This window comes from Serratia sp. D1N4, from assembly GCF_054552755.1.
The window spans coordinates 4,350,001-4,366,983 of the sequence record NZ_CM137274.1 but is presented as its reverse complement, the minus strand read 5'-3'; the positions used below and the strand labels follow the sequence as shown (position 1 = coordinate 4,366,983).

The following is a 16,983-nucleotide window of genomic DNA, read 5'->3' as shown; positions in this document are numbered from 1 at the left end:
AATGTCTATCGAAATCAAAGTGCCGGACATCGGTGCAGACGAAGTTGAAATCACCGAGATCCTGGTGAAGGTCGGCGATAAAGTGGCCGTTGAGCAATCGCTGATCACCGTGGAAGGCGACAAAGCCTCCATGGAAGTGCCATCCCCGCAGGCGGGCGTGGTGAAAGAGATCAAAGTTGCCGTGGGTGACAAAACCGAAACCGGCAAGCTGCTGATGATTTTTGAAGCAGAAGGTGCTGCAGCAGCACCTGCGGCCAAGGCGGAAGAAAAACCTGCTGCGGCTCCGGTAGCCGCTGCCGCCAGCGCAGCCAAAGAGGTTGAAGTTCCAGACATCGGCGCTGACGAAGTTGAAGTCACCGAGATCCTGGTGAAAGTGGGCGATACCGTTGCTGCTGAGCAATCGCTGATCACCGTAGAAGGCGATAAAGCTTCTATGGAAGTGCCAGCTCCGTTTGCAGGCACCGTGAAAGAGATCAAAATCAGCACTGGCGCTAAAGTGAAAACCGGCTCGCTGATTATGGTGTTCGAAGTGGCTGGCTCCGCCCCAGCAGCTGCGGCAGCACCAGCAGCGCCTGTGGCTGCTGCTCCGGGCGCTAACGCAGTTAAAAACGTTGAAGTACCCGATATCGGCAGTGACGAAGTCGAAGTGACCGAAGTAATGGTGAAAGTAGGCGATAAAGTTGCCGCTGAGCAGTCATTGATCACCGTTGAAGGTGATAAAGCTTCGATGGAAGTCCCAGCTCCGTTCGCTGGCACCGTGAAAGAGATCAAAATCAGCACTGGCGCTAAAGTGAAAACTGGCTCGCTGATTATGGTGTTCGAAGTGGAAGGTGCCGCACCTGCCGCTGCTCCAGCTCAAAAAGCAGAAGCTGCACCGGCTCCGGCCAAGCAGGAAGCAGCAGCCGCAGCTCCGGCTGCAGGCAAGAACGAGTTCGCTGAGAACGATGCTTACGTTCACGCAACACCGGTCATCCGCCGCCTGGCGCGTGAATTCGGCGTAAATCTGGCGAAAGTGAAAGGTACCGGTCGTAAAGGCCGTATCTTGCGCGAAGACGTTCAGGCTTATGTAAAAGACGCGGTGAAACGCGCTGAAGCCGCTCCAGCGGTAACCGGTGGTGGCCTGCCAGGCATGCTGCCATGGCCGAAGGTGGACTTCAGCAAGTTTGGTGAGATCGAAGAAGTTGAACTGGGCCGCATCCAGAAAATCTCGGGCGCCAACCTGAGCCGTAACTGGGTGATGATCCCGCACGTGACTCACTTCGACAAAACGGATATCACCGATCTGGAAGCGTTCCGCAAGCAGCAGAACGAAGAAGCCGCCAAGCGTAAGCTGGACGTGAAGTTCACCCCGGTGGTGTTCATCATGAAAGCCGTTGCAGCCGCTTTGGAGCAGATGCCGCGTTTCAACAGCTCGCTGTCCGAAGATGCTCAGAAGCTGACGCTGAAAAAATACATCAACATCGGTGTGGCGGTTGATACGCCAAATGGTCTGGTGGTTCCGGTGTTCAAAGATGTGAACAAGAAGAGCATCACCGAGCTGTCCCGCGAACTGATGACGATCTCCAAAAAAGCGCGTGACGGTAAGCTGACCGCAGGCGAAATGCAGGGCGGTTGCTTCACCATCTCCAGCCTGGGCGGGATCGGGACAACCCACTTTGCGCCGATCGTTAACGCTCCGGAAGTGGCGATCTTGGGCGTTTCCAAGTCTGCTATCGAGCCGGTCTGGAACGGTAAAGAGTTCACGCCGCGTCTGATGATGCCGATGTCGCTCTCCTTCGACCACCGTGTGATTGATGGTGCTGATGGTGCGCGCTTTATCACCATTATCAACAATATGCTGGCTGACATTCGCCGTCTGGTGATGTAATTGTGTAGGGGCGCTCTGGTAGCGCCCCTGCCGATCCTACTACCGGTTTTGTCGGGTTGTTGCATGACTCGACAGAATTGTTGGGACACGGGTCACCCGAACATGCTTTGCAGACTATTAACAATTCTGTAAACTGCTCGCGGTGTAAGCGTCCCGGTGGATGAAGGGCGTTATGAGATCGATTAGTAATAAAAATGACGTCTGACCCGCCGGACAAACAATTAAGAGGTCATGATGAGTACTGAAATTAAAACTCAGGTCGTGGTACTTGGGGCGGGCCCGGCAGGTTACTCTGCTGCCTTTCGTTGCGCTGACTTAGGTCTTGAAACCGTTCTGGTAGAGCGTTATGCCACTTTGGGTGGAGTTTGCCTGAACGTGGGTTGTATCCCTTCCAAAGCACTGCTGCACGTTGCTAAAGTGATCGAAGAAGCCAAAGCGCTGGCTGAGCACGGCATCGTTTTCGGTGAACCGAAAACTGACATCGACAAAGTGCGTATCTGGAAAGAAAAAGTCATCAATCAACTGACCGGCGGTCTGGCTGGGATGGCTAAAGGCCGTAAAGTGAAAGTGGTCAATGGCCAAGGTAAATTCACTGGCGCTAATACTCTGGTTGTTGAAGGCGAAAATGGGGCTACTACCATTAACTTCGACAACGCCATCATTGCTGCGGGCTCCCGCCCGATCCAATTGCCATTTATTCCTCATGAAGATCCGCGCGTGTGGGACTCCACCGACGCACTGGCGCTGAAAACCGTTCCAGAGCGTATGCTGGTGATGGGCGGCGGTATTATCGGCCTGGAAATGGGTACCGTATACCATGCGCTGGGTTCCAAGATCGACGTGGTTGAAATGGCCGATCAGGTGATTCCAGCCGCTGATAAAGACGTGGTGAAAGTCTTCACCAAGCGCATCAGCAAGCAGTTCAACCTGATGCTGGAAACCAAAGTGACGGCGGTAGAGGCCAAAGAAGACGGCATCTATGTCACGATGGAAGGCAAAAAAGCTCCGGCAGAACCACAGCGTTACGACGCCGTGCTGGTGGCGATTGGCCGTGTGCCAAATGGTAAACTGCTGGATGCAGGCAAAGCCGGTGTGGAAGTTGACGAGCGTGGCTTTATCCATGTCGACAAGCAGCTGCGCACCAACATGTCCCACATCTTTGCTATCGGCGATATCGTCGGCCAGCCAATGCTGGCGCACAAAGGTGTGCATGAAGGCCACGTTGCGGCTGAAGTTATCGCTGGCATGAAGCATTACTTCGATCCGAAAGTCATCCCGTCCATTGCTTACACCGAGCCAGAAGTGGCATGGGTTGGCTTGACCGAGAAAGAAGCGAAAGAGAAAGGCATCAGCTACGAAACCTCCACCTTCCCGTGGGCGGCTTCCGGCCGTGCTATCGCTTCTGATTGTGCAGACGGTATGACCAAACTGATCTTCGACAAAGAAACTCACCGTATCATCGGTGGTGCGATTGTCGGCACCAACGGCGGCGAACTGCTGGGTGAGATCGGCTTGGCAATCGAGATGGGTTGTGACGCAGAGGATATCGCTCTGACTATCCATGCTCACCCAACGCTGCATGAATCAGTCGGCCTGGCCGCTGAGATCTACGAAGGCAGCATCACCGATCTGCCAAACCCGAAAGCCAAGAAGAAGTAATTCTTCCGGTTTAAGGGTTGATAAGCGGCTCCTGAAAGGGGGCCGTTTTTATTGGACGTAATAAAAAGGCCGCTTTGAAAAGCGGCCAGTAGCTTACTTGTTCTGGATTATGACGTTGAAGTTGAGATGGTTGCCGGAAACTGACCAGCCGCCATTACTGACCCCAAACGCTGAACCCAGTACAATGAGCAGGATAAAGAAAGAACTCCTTTTCATTGCGCGTTCCTTGTGGGACCACGACCACCGCGACTTCACCGGGAAAGCCCCGGTGGAACAAGCGTTCGGTAGCGCTTGTGTCGCAGTCGTTGTAGTACTGTTCTCAAGCCCGATGACCGGCTGCTAAACCGGCAGAACAGACCCAAAATCAGAGTACATAAAAAAGAGTTGTTTTACATCCTGATGGTTGATTTTTTGACCTGATTTACGCACAATGTTTCTGCTCGGTAGCGCTTGTATCGTTTCTGACGATGTAAAAAATCCGTTCGGTGCCTGCTAACACCGTATGGATACAAAAGAACCGTCGTAATTGGCGGTTTTTTTGTATCTGCTGCTCGCAAATCTCCCCTCGACACAATCAATAACCATTGTAAAAGTATGGATGTTGTGTTGTTCTCATCTGGCTGAGCTTTTGGACCGTAACTAACGTCCCGCCTGCGTTGCAGCCGATTACGCTGTGCTCAACGATTCAGCAAAGATTTAATGTTGCTTTTATGTGAACGAATTAACAAGCGTTTCAGATCCTGATATGCTGGCTGAGCGGAACCGGGCACTGTACCTTACAGTCCAGGATATCGACAGCAGTGCCCCGTCAGGATTATGCCTTTCATATTTGAAGCCAAAACAGCGCAACTCGAACGATGAAGGGTATAAAACGCCAGGCACCATAAATGACAATGAGAGCGAGGAGAAAGTCGTGCTAGAAGAATACCGTAAGCACGTGGCCGAGCGTGCTGCAGAGGGCATCGTCCCTAAGCCATTAGATGCGACACAAATGGCAGCGCTGGTTGAATCATTAAAAAATCCGCCAAAAGGCGAAGAAGAATTTCTGTTAGACCTGCTGATTAACCGTGTACCACCTGGCGTCGACGAAGCCGCCTATGTCAAAGCAGGTTTCCTTGCTGCCATCGCCAAAGGCGAAGCCACATCCCCCTTGGTTACCCCTGAAAAAGCCGTTGAACTGTTAGGCACTATGCAGGGCGGCTATAACATTCATCCGCTGATTGACGCACTGGATAACGCCAAACTGGCACCGATTGCTGCCAAAGCGTTGTCCCACACGCTGTTAATGTTTGATAACTTCTACGACGTAGAAGAGAAAGCCAAAGCAGGTAATCCGCACGCCAAGCAGATCATGCAGTCTTGGGCCGATGCCGAATGGTATCTGTCACGTTCGCCGCTGGCAGAAAAGATCACCGTTACCGTGTTCAAAGTTACCGGTGAAACCAACACCGATGATCTGTCCCCGGCGCAGGATGCTTGGTCACGCCCGGATATCCCGCTGCACGCTCTGGCGATGCTGAAAAATGAACGTGACGGCATTACCCCCGATCAGCCGGGTAACGTTGGTCCGATCAAGCAGATCGAGCAGTTGAACAAAAAAGGCTTCCCGTTGGCCTACGTCGGTGACGTGGTCGGTACCGGTTCTTCCCGTAAATCCGCTACCAACTCGGTGCTGTGGTTTATGGGTGACGACATCCCTCATGTGCCGAACAAGCGCGCTGGTGGTGTGGTGCTGGGCGGCAAAATTGCGCCAATCTTCTTCAACACCATGGAAGATGCCGGTGCATTGCCGATCGAAGTGGACGTGTCCAATCTGAATATGGGCGATGTGATTGACATCTTCCCGTACAAAGGTGAAGTGCGTAATCATCAAACCGGCGCACTGCTGGCCAGCTTCGAACTGAAAACCGACGTGCTGCTGGATGAAGTCCGCGCCGGTGGCCGTATTCCGCTGATTATCGGCCGTGGCCTGACCACCAAAGCGCGTGAAGCGCTGGGCTTGCCGCACAGTGAAGTGTTCCGTATTGCCAAGCCGGTTGCGGCAAGCAACAAAGGCTTCTCGCTGGCGCAGAAAATGGTCGGCCGTGCCTGCGGCGTGGCGGGCGTGCGTCCTGGTGAATACTGTGAGCCGAAGATGACTTCCGTAGGTTCACAGGATACCACTGGCCCGATGACCCGTGATGAGCTGAAAGACCTGGCTTGCCTGGGCTTTTCTGCCGATTTGGTGATGCAGTCATTCTGCCATACTGCCGCTTATCCTAAGCCGGTTGACGTGACCACGCACCACACTTTGCCGGACTTTATCATGAACCGCGGCGGCGTTTCGCTGCGCCCTGGTGATGGTGTGATCCACTCCTGGCTGAACCGTATGTTACTGCCGGATACCGTTGGTACCGGTGGCGATTCCCACACCCGCTTCCCGATCGGCATTTCCTTCCCGGCCGGTTCTGGTCTGGTAGCCTTTGCTGCCGCGACCGGCGTGATGCCGCTGGATATGCCTGAGTCGGTGCTGGTGCGCTTCAAAGGCAAAATGCAGCCTGGTATCACCCTGCGTGATTTGGTGCATGCGATCCCTTACTACGCGATCCAGCAGGGCCTGTTGACCGTAGAGAAGAAGGGCAAGAAGAACATCTTCTCTGGTCGCATTCTGGAGATCGAAGGTCTGCCGGAACTGAAGGTCGAGCAGGCGTTTGAGCTGACCGATGCCTCGGCAGAACGTTCCGCTGCCGGTTGTACCATCAAGCTGGATAAGGCACCGATTGCCGAATATCTGAGCTCTAACATCGTGCTGCTGAAGTGGATGATCTCCGAAGGTTATGGCGATCGCCGTACGCTGGAGCGCCGTATTCAGGGGATGGAAAAATGGCTGGCGGATCCGCAGTTGCTGGAAGGCGATGCGGATGCAGAATACGCGGCAGTGATCGAAATCGATCTGGCCGATATCAAGCAGCCAATCCTCTGTGCGCCGAACGATCCAGACGACGCGCGCCTGCTGTCCGACGTGGCCAATAGCAAGATCGATGAAGTGTTTATCGGTTCCTGCATGACCAACATCGGCCACTTCCGCGCGGCGGGTAAACTGCTGGATCAGCACAAAGGCCAATTGCCAACCCGCCTGTGGGTGGCTCCGCCAACCAAGATGGATGCGGCTCAACTGACTGAAGAAGGCTACTACAGCGTCTTTGGCAAGAGCGGGGCGCGTATCGAGATCCCTGGCTGTTCACTGTGCATGGGTAACCAGGCACGCGTGGCCGACGGTGCAACCGTGGTATCCACCTCGACGCGTAACTTCCCGAACCGCTTGGGGAATGGTGCTAACGTTTATCTGGCTTCTGCGGAGTTGGCGGCAGTGGCATCGCTGCTGGGCCGTTTGCCAACCCCGGATGAATACCAGACTTACATGGCGCAGGTTGATAAAACGGCAGCGGATACCTATCGCTACCTGAATTTCGATCAACTGAGCCAGTACACTGAAAAAGCTGACGGTGTGATTTTCCAGACCGCAGTTTAATTCGCTAAGCTGTTGCAATACTAGCGGGGGCCTTTGGGTCCCCGTTTTTTATTGGCTTGCTATATCTAGAATTTATCGTTACTATCGCCGCGTTTTTTCCATTCACATTATGCAAAGGAGGTACATCATGAATTATCAAGCACTGTTTACCCTTTGCAGGTCGTATCCTCAGGCTTAATTTCCTGTTTTCCGCGTAGTCGTACAGGTATTGCTCTGGCTCCGGCCTGCCACATCCAAATTATATTAATTAATCATCAGGATTGGTTATGGGCAATATTATACGCTCCGTTGCGCAGCGAGTTTCATTGATCGCGTCGGAACACACCTGGATTGAAGGAAATGCAATCCAGCAATTAGAAATTACGGCCAAGCTACCGGATATGGTACGCGTTGTCGGGATGCCCGATTTGCATCCAGGCCGCGGTTATCCTGTCGGTGCCGCTTTCTTTTCACAACATCGTTTTTATCCAGCGTTAATCGGTAATGATATCGGCTGCGGCATGTCGCTATGGCAAACAGATTTAACTGCCATGAAACAGTCGTTGGATAAATTAGAAAAAAATCTGGGCAATATTGATGGCCCGTTGGATGACGACAGCCTCGGCGATATTTCACCGACACTGGCACCTTTTGCACATAGCTTGGGAACCATCGGTGGAGGTAACCATTTTGCCGAGCTTTTACAGGTCGATGAAATATATCAACCGGACGCCATCTTCGATAAAAAACGCCTGATGCTGCTGGTACACAGCGGCTCGCGGGGGTTGGGCCAAATGATATTGGAACAGCATGTTCGTGCTCATGGGCACCATGGCTTGCTGGAAAATAGCGAAGAGGCCGATCACTATCTGCAACAGCATCAACAGGCGTTGGATTTCGCCGCTTTCAATCGGCAATTGATTGCCGGACGAATACTGAAGCGCTTGCGTGCCACGGGCAATTGCCTGCTGGATATTCATCACAACCTGTTGACACCTGCCACTATCGAAGGTGTACAGGGTTGGCTGCATCGTAAAGGTGCTACCCCCTCGGATGAGGGGCTGGTGGTGATCCCGGGTTCGCGTGGTGATTACAGCTATGTGGTTCAGCCGCAGCCTGCAGCCAGCAGTCTGTTCTCACTGGCGCATGGTGCCGGGCGTAAATGGATGCGCACAGAGTGTAAAGATCGTCTATCTGCGCGTTTTAGCGTGGAACAGCTGGCCAGAACGCGTTTCGGCAGCAGGGTGATTTGCCGCGACAGGCATCTGATCTATCAGGAAGCACCTGAAGCCTACAAACCTATCGATAGCGTGGTTGGGGCGTTGCAGCAAGCTGGATTGGTTACACTGCTGGCTCGTATGAAGCCGGTACTGACGTACAAAACCAGCGGAGGACGGGAATGATTCTGTTACAGATTTCTGCCGCCCATGGCCCCGATGAGTGTTGTCTGGCGGTGAGTCTGGCGCTTCGACAGTTTTACCAAGAAGCCCAGGCTATGCAGGTAGAACTGCACGAGGTTGAACGGGAAAGTGGCCGCCAGGCGGGCACCTTGCGCTCGGTGCTGCTGACGCTCAATGGTGAATCAGCCGAACAATTGGCCGAACGATGGTGTGGAACATTGCAATGGATCTGCGAAAGCCCGTGGCGTAAAGGGCGCGCCAGAAAGAACTGGTTTATCGGGGCCGCACGTTTTTCTCCGGCAGCCATGCCAAAAGAAAGCGAGATTCGGTTTGAAACCTTGAAATCATCCGGTCCTGGTGGGCAACACGTGAATAAAACGGAGTCGGCGATTCGTGCCACTCATCTTGCCAGTGGAATTAGCGTTAAGGTGCAGGCGGAACGCAGCCAGCATGCGAATAAACGTTTGGCATGTTTACTGATTGCGCACCGGCTGGAACAACTTGAACAACAGCAGTTGGGTGAACAACGAGCCCAACGGCGCATGTTTCATCATCAAATTGTTCGCGGTACGCCAGTGCGCATTTTTAAAGGGAATGACTTTACGCCATCTCAATAATAGTTAGCGCGTTAACGGCGAAGAGTAATAAATAGCCTATCGAACTGCTGGATTAACCCGATAGGCTAATCAAAAGAAGCAAAATAATGGACATACAAAGAAAATATGGTCGGACGTACCATTATCCTTTCTCTCCGGGTACCACCAGTGACGATCGGATCAACAAAGAATATTGGCAAGACATTCAGCTAATTAATCTATTAATACATACTGAAAAGCTCGACGGTGAAAATAACTGCCTGAATCAATATGGCGTGTTTGCTCGATCCCATGCGGCGCCGACGGTTTCTGCCTGGACGCGTCAGATCCGTCAGCGTTGGCAACAGATTAAAAACGATCTCGGCGATATTGAGCTGTTTGGTGAGAATTTATATGCCACACACTCTATCGAATATCGCGGGTTAGAACAGGACTTCTACTTATTCGCCGTTCGTTGCAAAGATATGTGGCTGAGCTGGGAAGAAGTGAGGTTCTATGCCGCATTATTTGATTTTGCCTGTGTGCCAGAGCTGACGCTTAGCGCTCAACGCCAGACAGAAACGGAATACCGATCGGCCATCATTGAACAAGCGGGTGGGGCTGGGTGTTTTGCACCGCATGATGTTCATACCGGTTTGCCCTGCAGCATGGAAGGGATCGTGACACGTAATGCGGCTGAATTTCCGGTGGCTCAATTTCCCCATCACGTCTTTAAATACGTGCGTAAAAACCATGTGAAGACGGACCGTCACTGGAGGGTAAACTGGCAGCGAGCCCGTATGGCACATGAGTATCATCAGGAGGAAAGTCATGTGGTGCTTAAGTGAGGATAAACAGTGGGCCAAGCTAACTGAGAAGTTTCGCTGGGTTGCCGATATGCATCAGGTGCCGCAAGATCCCCGGCACCATGCTGAAGGGGACGTGGCAATCCATACCCAGCGCGTGTTGGCCGCATTGACCGGGGCCAAGGAATTTATCGCGCAGCCTCAGCAGCAACAAGAGCTACTCTGGGCTGCCGCATTGCTGCACGATGTGGAAAAGCGCAGCACCACGCGTGTTGAGGCTGATGGTTCGGTCACCTCCCCCAATCATGCCAAACGTGGTGAACTGACTACGCGCTCGATTTTGTATCGGGACATCGTCACGCCGTTTCACCTGCGCGAACAGATTGCGGCTTTGGTGCGTTTTCATGGTTTACCGCTGTGGATCATGGGGCGTCCTTCGCCGGAGCGGGCGCTATTATCTGCCGCATTACGGCTGGATACGCGGCTGTTGGCGATTCTGGCTCGGGCGGATGTCATGGGGCGTGACTGCGAAGATCAAGCCAGCTTGCTGGATAATATTGAGCTGTTCGAACTGTTTTGCCAGGAGCAGCAATGTTGGGGGCAGGTTCGTCCTTTTGCCAGTGATTACCAGCGTTATCACTATCTGACGCACCCGCAGGCCAGCGTTGATTTTGAACCTTACGAACAATTTCACAGTGAGGTGATCTTGCTTTGTGCATTGCCGGGTATGGGTAAGGATCGCTATATCACGCAATATGCTTCAGGGATGTCGATCGTCAGCCTGGACGATATCCGCCGCCAGCACCGGCTATCACCTACGGATAAAAACGCCACGGGTTGGGTCGTGCAGCAGGCCAAGCAACAGGCGAAAGCGCTGTTACGCCGGGGTGAACCTTTCGTGTGGAATGCCACCAACATTACCCGGCAATTGCGTAGTCAATTGGTCGAACTGCTTACGGCCTATCGGGCAAAAGTGAAGATTGTTTATCTCGAAGTGCCCTATAAGCAGTGGTTGCAGCAAAATGCCGGGCGGGAGCACAGCGTGCCGATTAGCGCCATGGAACGTATGCTGAGCAAATTGGAGATTCCGCAGGTGGACGAGGCGCATGAAGTGGAGCTACAGATTCAGGATCTTAAATAAAGTTGCCGCCTACAAGCAACTCGAATTATTCTTGGTATATAATGTAATAAAATCATGTCATTAGGTTTTTTTTCTCGTTACTCGGCGGCGCAAGAGGCCGACCAAGAACAGAGGGTGACTCATTTACGGGTATCTGCACCCAGTTACCCACTTTGCGAGCTTTCACTGAGACAGTCGCGAATTAACGTTTAAACTTATAAAAACGGCTCAGGAGGGCATGCTATGGATTACGAATTTCTGCGTGACGTTACCGGTCAGGTGGTGGTCAGATTTTCGATGGGGCATGAGGCCATCGGGCATTGGATCAACGAAGAGCTGAAAGGGGATTTTAACCTGCTGGATCGTATCGAAGCCGGTGCGGCAGAAGTCAAAGGCAGCGAGCGTCAGTGGCAGTTGGAAGGCCATGAGTACACCCTGCTGATGGATGGTGAAGAAGTGATGATCCGTGCCAATCAGCTGGAGTTTGAAGGCGACGAAATGGAAGAGGGGATGAATTACTATGACGAAGAAAGCCTCTCTTTCTGCGGTGTAGAGGATTTTCTGGCGGTGCTGAAGGCGTATCGTTCCTTTATGCTGAATTACTGATTTCCCTTCATGTAAAGAGGTGCTCTCTACGGGGCATCTCTTTCACTTCATTTATTCGCCATACTTCAAGTTGTATGCGTTCGCTCACCCCAGTCACATAGTTATCGAGACACCTTTTTCACTTCACACCCGGCAATACCTTCAGACTGATTAAATGAAATCAAAAAATCATTTCTCTGATTTTTTAATCTGCGATCCAGCGCTCAGTTTGTCTTTTTTGATTTAATATAATCAAATTGATTAAAATAAATCAAGATCGAGAGGGAAGGATGAAAATTAAGGCGGCAATAGAAAAGATCCCTGGAGGGATGATGGTCGTCCCACTGGTGCTTGGCGCAATGATCAACACCTTTGCTCCCCAGGCGTTGCAGATCGGTGGTTTTACCACGGCATTGTTCAAGAACGGCGCGGCTCCGTTGATTGGCGCTTTCTTGCTGTGCATGGGGGCAGGGATCAGCTTCAAGGCGGCTCCGCAGGCGCTACTGCAAGGCGGTACGATCACGCTGACCAAATTGCTGATCGCGATGGCGCTGGGATTAGGCGTTGAACATCTGTTTGGCACGGAAGGGATTTTTGGTCTCACCGGTTTGGCGATCATTGCCGCTATGAGTAACTCCAACGGTGGCTTGTATGCGGCGCTGGTGGGGGAGTTCGGCAATGAGCGGGATGTGGGGGCGATTTCGATTCTTTCGCTGAATGATGGACCATTCTTTACCATGATCGCTCTCGGTGCAGCAGGCATGGCGAACATCCCGATGATGGCGCTGGTGGCGGTGCTGGTCCCGCTGTTGGTGGGTATGCTGTTAGGTAATCTGGATCATCAGATGCGTGATTTCCTGACCAAAGGCGGCCCGATCCTGATCCCCTTCTTTGCGTTTGCACTGGGGGCAGGGATCAACCTGGAAATGCTGTTGCAAGGCGGCGTTGCCGGGGTACTGCTCGGCGTATTGACCACGTTTGTCGGCGGTTTCTTTAACATCAAGGCCGATCGGCTGGTGGGCGGTTCGGGGATTGCCGGTGCGGCGGCATCCAGTACCGCAGGTAATGCGGTGGCCACGCCGTTGGCGATTGCCCAGGCGGATCCTTCATTGGCCAGCGTGGCCGCGGCCGCTGCACCGTTGATCGCCGCATCGGTGATCACTACCGCCATACTGACCCCGATTCTCACCTCCTGGGTAGCGAAGCGTAATGCCGCGAAGGGTACTACGGTGGAGAAAACGGCATGAAGATGATTGTGATCGCTGATGATTTTACCGGTGCCAATGACACCGGGGTGCAATTGGCAAAAAAGGGTGCGCGTACCGACGTGGTTCTGAATGGGTTACTTCGTTCCACACAGCGTACTGATGTGCTGGTGATCAACACGGAAAGCCGGGCATTAACTGCGGCAATGGCCAAAGCCAAGGTAACCGAAGCCTTGCAGCCCTACTGCCAAAGCGACACGCCACCCTTGGTCTATAAGAAGATCGACTCTACCTTTCGCGGTAACGTGGGGGCCGAAGTAGAAGCCGCCATGCTTGCCAGCGGTGCGCAACTGGCGATTGTTGCCGCCGCTATTCCTGCCGCAGGCCGGGTGACCCGCAATGGGCAATGCTGGGTTAATGCGGTGCCGCTGGCAGAAACGGAGTTTGCCAGCGATCCGAAAACGCCGATTGTGTCATCACACATCAAGACCTTGATTGAGTTGCAGAGCGATTATCCCGTTTATGAGCTGGATTTGCTGACGGTACGTGCTGGTAAGTTGGGCGCTGAATTACAAAAGATCGGCCAGGCAGGCACAGCGATGGTGGTGGTTGATGCAGAAAATGACGGCGATCTGGCGCTGCTGGCACAGGCCACCTCGCAGCTCAGCGTACGCTATTTACTGGTGGGGGCTGCCGGGTTAGCCAATGCGCTCCCTGCCAGTTGCTATCTTGCTGCTCGCCAGCGGTTGCCGGTGTTGGTGGTCGCGGGTTCGATGAGTGAGGCCACTCAGCAGCAGATCCTGTTTGCAGCAGAAGAAAAATTACTCGGCGTGGTAGAGGTGGATGTCGAAGGGTTATTGCAACCAGACCATCAGCAGGCGTTTGACGCGATCATCCACCAGGCAGCAGCGGTGCTGCGAGACAGGCAACACTGCGTGTTGCGCACCTGTCGCGATGCTAATGCCCGCCAGATGATCGATATACTGTGTGAACGGCATCACCTCTCGCGCCAGCAGCTCGGCGACCGGATCAGCGAGGCATTAGGCGCGATCGCGCTGGCGATTATCAATCAGTCACAAATTGGTGGGTTATTCCTTACCGGCGGGGACATTGCGATTGCGGTTGCCAGAGCGCTGGGGGCCGAAGGATATCGCATCACCCATGAGGTGGCTCCTTGTGTCCCGTGCGGCACCTTTGTTAACAGCGAAATAGACGATCTGCCGGTGATCACCAAGGCTGGCGGGTTTGGCGGCGCGTCCACGCTGCGTGATGCACTTTATTTTATTGAGGAGATGTACAGTGGTAAATAACACGATTGCAGTCACCATGGGGGATCCGGCAGGCATTGGGCCAGAAATTATCATCAAGGCACTGGCTGAAGGAGAGTTGGCGGGAGCGCCTGCGATCGTGGTGGGCTGTCTGCAAACGTTGCAACGTATTCAGGCTTTGCGGATCGCGCCAAATGTGGAGTTAAAGCCGATCCAACGCGTTTCGGAGGCGCGCTTTGCACCCGGTGTGATCAATATTATTGATGAACCTCTGGAGGATCCCGCTGCGCTAATACCAGGGAAAGTGCAATCACAGGCGGGCGATCTGGCCTACCGCTGTGTAAAGCGTGCCACCGAACTGGCGATGGCTGGCGAAGTGAAGGCGATAGCCACGGCGCCCTTGAACAAAGAGGCACTGCATCTGGCTGGGCATCTCTATCCTGGCCATACCGAACTGTTGGCGCATCTGACCAACAGCCGGGATTACGCCATGGTGCTGTATACCGATAAACTGAAGGTTATTCATGTTTCTACGCACATTGCCCTGCGTAAATTCCTCGATACCTTGAGTGCGGAACGCATTGAGACGGTAGTGGCGATGGCGAGCACCTTCCTCAAGCGTGTCGGTTATCAACAGCCACGTATTGCCGTCGCCGGGGTCAATCCGCATGCGGGTGAGAATGGCCTGTTTGGTGATGAAGAGATCAACATTGTCAGCCCTGCCATTGCTGCGGTGAAACAGCGTGGGATCGATGTTTATGGCCCATGCCCGCCGGATACCGTTTTCCTGCAAGCCTATGAAGGGCAGTACGACATGGTGGTGGCGATGTACCACGATCAGGGTCATATTCCGCTTAAGCTGCTCGGTTTTTATGATGGAGTGAATATCACCGCCGGTTTGCCGTTTATTCGCACCTCTGCCGACCACGGCACTGCGTTTGATATTGCCTGGACAGGTAAAGCCAAGTCTGAGAGCATGACGATCTCGATTAAACTGGCCACGCAGTTGGCATGATCAAACGGATGTTATGAAGCCACAAAGCCGTCAGAACCAGATTATGGAATTTCTGAAAGCCCATAATCTGGTCACCGTTGAGCAATTGGTCAGCGCTATCGATGCTTCCCCTGCTACCATCCGGCGCGATCTGATCAAGCTGGATGAGCAAGGGATTATCAACCGCAGCCACGGCGGTGTGGCGCTCAACCGGTTTATTCCTGCACAACCCACCACCAACGAGAAGCAACTGCGTTATCCGCAGGAAAAACGCGCGATCGCCCGCCATGCCGTGACGATGATTAAGGCAGGTGACTCGCTGGTGCTGGATGCCGGAACTACCATGCTGGAATTGGCACGGCATTTAACCCATCTGCCGTTGCGGGTGATCACCGCCGATCTGCATATTGCTCTGTTTCTCTCGGGGTTCAAGCAGATAGAAGTGACGATTATCGGTGGCAGAATTGATGATAGCAGCCAGTCCTGCATTGGCGATCACGGGCGCAGATTATTGCGCGGGATTTACCCGGATATTGCTTTTGTCAGCTGCAACTCGTGGAGCATGGAGAAAGGCATCACCACCCCCACCGAAGAGAAAGCGGGCCTGAAGCAGGATCTGATGGCCAATGCCCGGCAGCGCGTACTGTTGGCCGACAGCAGCAAATACGATGCCTACTCGTTGTTCTGCGTGGCTCCGCTTAGTAACCTGACGGATATTGTGACCGATAAATCCTTGCCTGCGGCAGCGCAACAGCAACTGGCTGATTTACCCTGTGGTTTGCATCTGGTGTGAAATACAGGGTAGGTTTGGTTGTCCCGCATTATCGCGCCATTAAAGCGAACACGCCCCATCCAAGATATTCACGCGTATACGTAACATAGCGTTTGGGTTCTGAGGTCAAATGCGCCCGAATCTCTTTCGCAAAATCGTCGTCAGGATTAGCGTTGAGCCATTTACGCATGGTGAGCCACATGGCTGCCGAGTATCTATCCCAGCCTTCCTGGTCAGCCAGAACCATTTCTACTACGTCATAACCGAGGGTTTCGAATGACCCAATAAGCTCCGGGAGCATAAGGAAGTCGGAAATGGCATTGGCCCCGCATCCCCTGGCTATGTCTTCCGCGGGCGGCAATTTCAGCCAGTAAGGTTCGCCGATAAGAATGATGCCTTCGGGGCAAAGGCTTTTCGCCAAAAGTTCGAGGGTTCCGGCAACGCCACCACCAATCCATGTGGCACCAACGCAGGCAGCTACGCCGACTTTTTCGTCGGCAACATAACCGGCAGCATCTGCGTGGACGAACTGGACCCTGTCGGCGACGCCAAGTTCTTCTGCTCGGCGTTTCGCTTGAGTGGAGAACAGTTGGCTCATATCAACGCCCTGACCAGTGATTTTATGATCACGCGCCCAGGTGCACAGCATCTCGCCCGAGCCGCTACCAAGGTCGAGTACTCGAGTCTCCGGCTCCAGGCGCAAGGCTGCCCCAAGCGTGGCGTACTTTTCCGGCGTGAACGGGTTATGGATGCGGTGAGCGCTTTCGGTAATAGTAAAAATACGTGGGATATCCAAGGTAAAAACTCCTTTTACTCAATGGCTTGATACTTGTGATATGCCAGTAACGTATGATGTATGGGGTGGCAATGCATCCTATTCATCGTTTCAGAAACGAAAAAGCGCCCAAACCAAGTTAGGGCGCTTTTATTTTTAGCCATTTTTACTGGCGTTAATGATTTTGTATATGGTTTTTTCCGACAAGAAATATTGTTCCGCCAAGTCACTAACAGAACAACCAGCCAGACGTTTTGCTAGAATTTCCCCATTTCTTACCTGGAGACTTTCCCTCGTCTCGGTATTTGTACCCCACTGCAGTTTGTTATCTGCCTTACGTGGAATATAAATATATTCACCGTCTATATACTGCTGAATCGCATGTAGTAAATTATGCGGTAATACATCATTGGCTTTTTTATAGCTCATTATGCTCCTCCTAAGTTTATGTCAGGATTGAGCAAGAG

Annotated in this window: 15 protein-coding genes; 12 read left to right on the top strand and 3 right to left on the bottom strand. The window is 53.0% G+C overall.

Annotated elements, in window-relative coordinates; all coding sequences use genetic code 11:
• Position 1: 1 nt before the first annotated feature.
• Both aceF and lpdA read left to right on the top strand, forming a co-directional pair.
• Positions 2-1,867, top strand: coding sequence for a pyruvate dehydrogenase complex dihydrolipoyllysine-residue acetyltransferase (gene aceF, locus ACX1CU_RS19595; protein ID WP_459399893.1), 1,866 nt, complete (start codon positions 2-4; stop codon positions 1,865-1,867).
• A gap of 234 nt (positions 1,868-2,101) precedes the next feature.
• Complete coding sequence (gene lpdA, locus ACX1CU_RS19590; protein ID WP_459402867.1) at positions 2,102-3,526, top strand: dihydrolipoyl dehydrogenase; 1,425 nt, start codon at positions 2,102-2,104, stop codon at positions 3,524-3,526.
• A 93-nt stretch (positions 3,527-3,619) separates the two neighbouring features.
• Here lpdA and ACX1CU_RS19585 read toward each other — a convergent pair whose 3' ends face one another.
• Positions 3,620-3,742 (bottom strand): hypothetical protein, encoded by a 123-nt coding sequence (locus ACX1CU_RS19585; RefSeq protein ID WP_459399892.1) that lies wholly within the window; start codon positions 3,740-3,742, stop codon positions 3,620-3,622.
• A gap of 697 nt (positions 3,743-4,439) precedes the next feature.
• On the opposite strand from ACX1CU_RS19585, the gene acnB reads away from it, so the two are divergent.
• The 10 genes from acnB to ACX1CU_RS19535 all read left to right on the top strand — a co-directional run bounded on the left by acnB (position 4,440) and on the right by ACX1CU_RS19535 (position 15,762).
• Complete coding sequence (gene acnB / locus ACX1CU_RS19580; protein ID WP_459399891.1) at positions 4,440-7,037, top strand: bifunctional aconitate hydratase 2/2-methylisocitrate dehydratase; 2,598 nt, start codon at positions 4,440-4,442, stop codon at positions 7,035-7,037.
• 266 nt (positions 7,038-7,303) lie between these two features.
• A complete protein-coding gene (locus ACX1CU_RS19575; protein WP_459399890.1) occupies positions 7,304-8,419 on the top strand; it encodes an RNA ligase RtcB family protein in 1,116 nt (371 codons plus the stop codon).
• Entirely contained in the window at positions 8,416-9,033 is a 618-nt protein-coding gene (gene prfH / locus ACX1CU_RS19570; RefSeq protein WP_459399889.1) for a peptide chain release factor H, read from the top strand. The genes ACX1CU_RS19575 and prfH overlap by 4 nt, the downstream gene beginning before the upstream one ends.
• Positions 9,034-9,119: 86 nt before the next feature.
• Entirely contained in the window at positions 9,120-9,839 is a 720-nt protein-coding gene (locus ACX1CU_RS19565) for an RNA ligase family protein (protein WP_459399888.1), read from the top strand.
• Positions 9,823-10,938: an AAA family ATPase gene (locus ACX1CU_RS19560; protein ID WP_459399887.1), complete on the top strand. Its 1,116-nt coding sequence runs from the start codon at positions 9,823-9,825 to the stop codon at positions 10,936-10,938. The genes ACX1CU_RS19565 and ACX1CU_RS19560 overlap by 17 nt, the downstream gene beginning before the upstream one ends.
• A 222-nt stretch (positions 10,939-11,160) precedes the next feature.
• Positions 11,161-11,523, top strand: a complete 363-nt coding sequence (yacL, locus tag ACX1CU_RS19555; RefSeq protein ID WP_076943401.1) for a protein YacL — start codon at positions 11,161-11,163, stop codon at positions 11,521-11,523.
• A gap of 269 nt (positions 11,524-11,792) precedes the next feature.
• On the top strand, positions 11,793-12,749 hold the full coding sequence (locus ACX1CU_RS19550) for a 2-keto-3-deoxygluconate permease 1 (RefSeq protein ID WP_459399886.1): 957 nt from the start codon (positions 11,793-11,795) through the stop codon (positions 12,747-12,749).
• Positions 12,746-14,017 (top strand): D-threonate kinase, encoded by a 1,272-nt coding sequence (gene dtnK, locus ACX1CU_RS19545; protein WP_459399885.1) that lies wholly within the window; start codon positions 12,746-12,748, stop codon positions 14,015-14,017. The genes ACX1CU_RS19550 and dtnK overlap by 4 nt, the downstream gene beginning before the upstream one ends.
• Positions 13,977-14,990, top strand: coding sequence for a D-threonate 4-phosphate dehydrogenase (locus ACX1CU_RS19540; protein ID WP_459402866.1), 1,014 nt, complete (start codon positions 13,977-13,979; stop codon positions 14,988-14,990). Before dtnK ends, ACX1CU_RS19540 begins: the two co-directional genes overlap by 41 nt.
• 13 nt (positions 14,991-15,003) lie before the next feature.
• Positions 15,004-15,762, top strand: a complete 759-nt coding sequence (locus tag ACX1CU_RS19535; protein WP_459399884.1) for a DeoR/GlpR family DNA-binding transcription regulator — start codon at positions 15,004-15,006, stop codon at positions 15,760-15,762.
• A gap of 28 nt (positions 15,763-15,790) precedes the next feature.
• Here ACX1CU_RS19535 and ACX1CU_RS19530 read toward each other — a convergent pair whose 3' ends face one another.
• Both ACX1CU_RS19530 and ACX1CU_RS19525 read right to left on the bottom strand, forming a co-directional pair.
• Positions 15,791-16,537 carry an SAM-dependent methyltransferase gene (locus tag ACX1CU_RS19530; RefSeq protein WP_459399883.1) on the bottom strand — a complete coding sequence of 249 codons (747 nt, stop codon included), beginning with the start codon at positions 16,535-16,537 and terminating at the stop codon, positions 15,791-15,793.
• A gap of 135 nt (positions 16,538-16,672) precedes the next feature.
• Entirely contained in the window at positions 16,673-16,945 is a 273-nt protein-coding gene (locus ACX1CU_RS19525; RefSeq protein WP_459399882.1) for a CD3324 family protein, read from the bottom strand.
• Positions 16,946-16,983 lie beyond the last annotated feature (38 nt).

Bases quoted from the DNA above. Each gene is read 5' to 3' on its own strand.
- aceF (WP_459399893.1), top strand. From the start codon at position 2: ATGTCTATCGAAATCAAAGTGCCGGACATCGGTGCAGACGAAGTTGAA.
- ACX1CU_RS19565 (WP_459399888.1), top strand. From the start codon at position 9,120: ATGGACATACAAAGAAAATATGGTCGGACGTACCATTATCCTTTCTCT.
- prfH (WP_459399889.1), top strand. From the start codon at position 8,416: ATGATTCTGTTACAGATTTCTGCCGCCCATGGCCCCGATGAGTGTTGT.
- ACX1CU_RS19585 (WP_459399892.1), bottom strand. From the start codon at position 3,742: ATGAAAAGGAGTTCTTTCTTTATCCTGCTCATTGTACTGGGTTCAGCG.
- ACX1CU_RS19540 (WP_459402866.1), top strand. From the start codon at position 13,977: ATGCACTTTATTTTATTGAGGAGATGTACAGTGGTAAATAACACGATT.
- dtnK (WP_459399885.1), top strand. From the start codon at position 12,746: ATGAAGATGATTGTGATCGCTGATGATTTTACCGGTGCCAATGACACC.
- ACX1CU_RS19575 (WP_459399890.1), top strand. From the start codon at position 7,304: ATGGGCAATATTATACGCTCCGTTGCGCAGCGAGTTTCATTGATCGCG.
- ACX1CU_RS19560 (WP_459399887.1), top strand. From the start codon at position 9,823: ATGTGGTGCTTAAGTGAGGATAAACAGTGGGCCAAGCTAACTGAGAAG.
- lpdA (WP_459402867.1), top strand. From the start codon at position 2,102: ATGAGTACTGAAATTAAAACTCAGGTCGTGGTACTTGGGGCGGGCCCG.
- yacL (WP_076943401.1), top strand. From the start codon at position 11,161: ATGGATTACGAATTTCTGCGTGACGTTACCGGTCAGGTGGTGGTCAGA.
- ACX1CU_RS19535 (WP_459399884.1), top strand. From the start codon at position 15,004: ATGAAGCCACAAAGCCGTCAGAACCAGATTATGGAATTTCTGAAAGCC.
- ACX1CU_RS19550 (WP_459399886.1), top strand. From the start codon at position 11,793: ATGAAAATTAAGGCGGCAATAGAAAAGATCCCTGGAGGGATGATGGTC.
- ACX1CU_RS19525 (WP_459399882.1), bottom strand. From the start codon at position 16,945: ATGAGCTATAAAAAAGCCAATGATGTATTACCGCATAATTTACTACAT.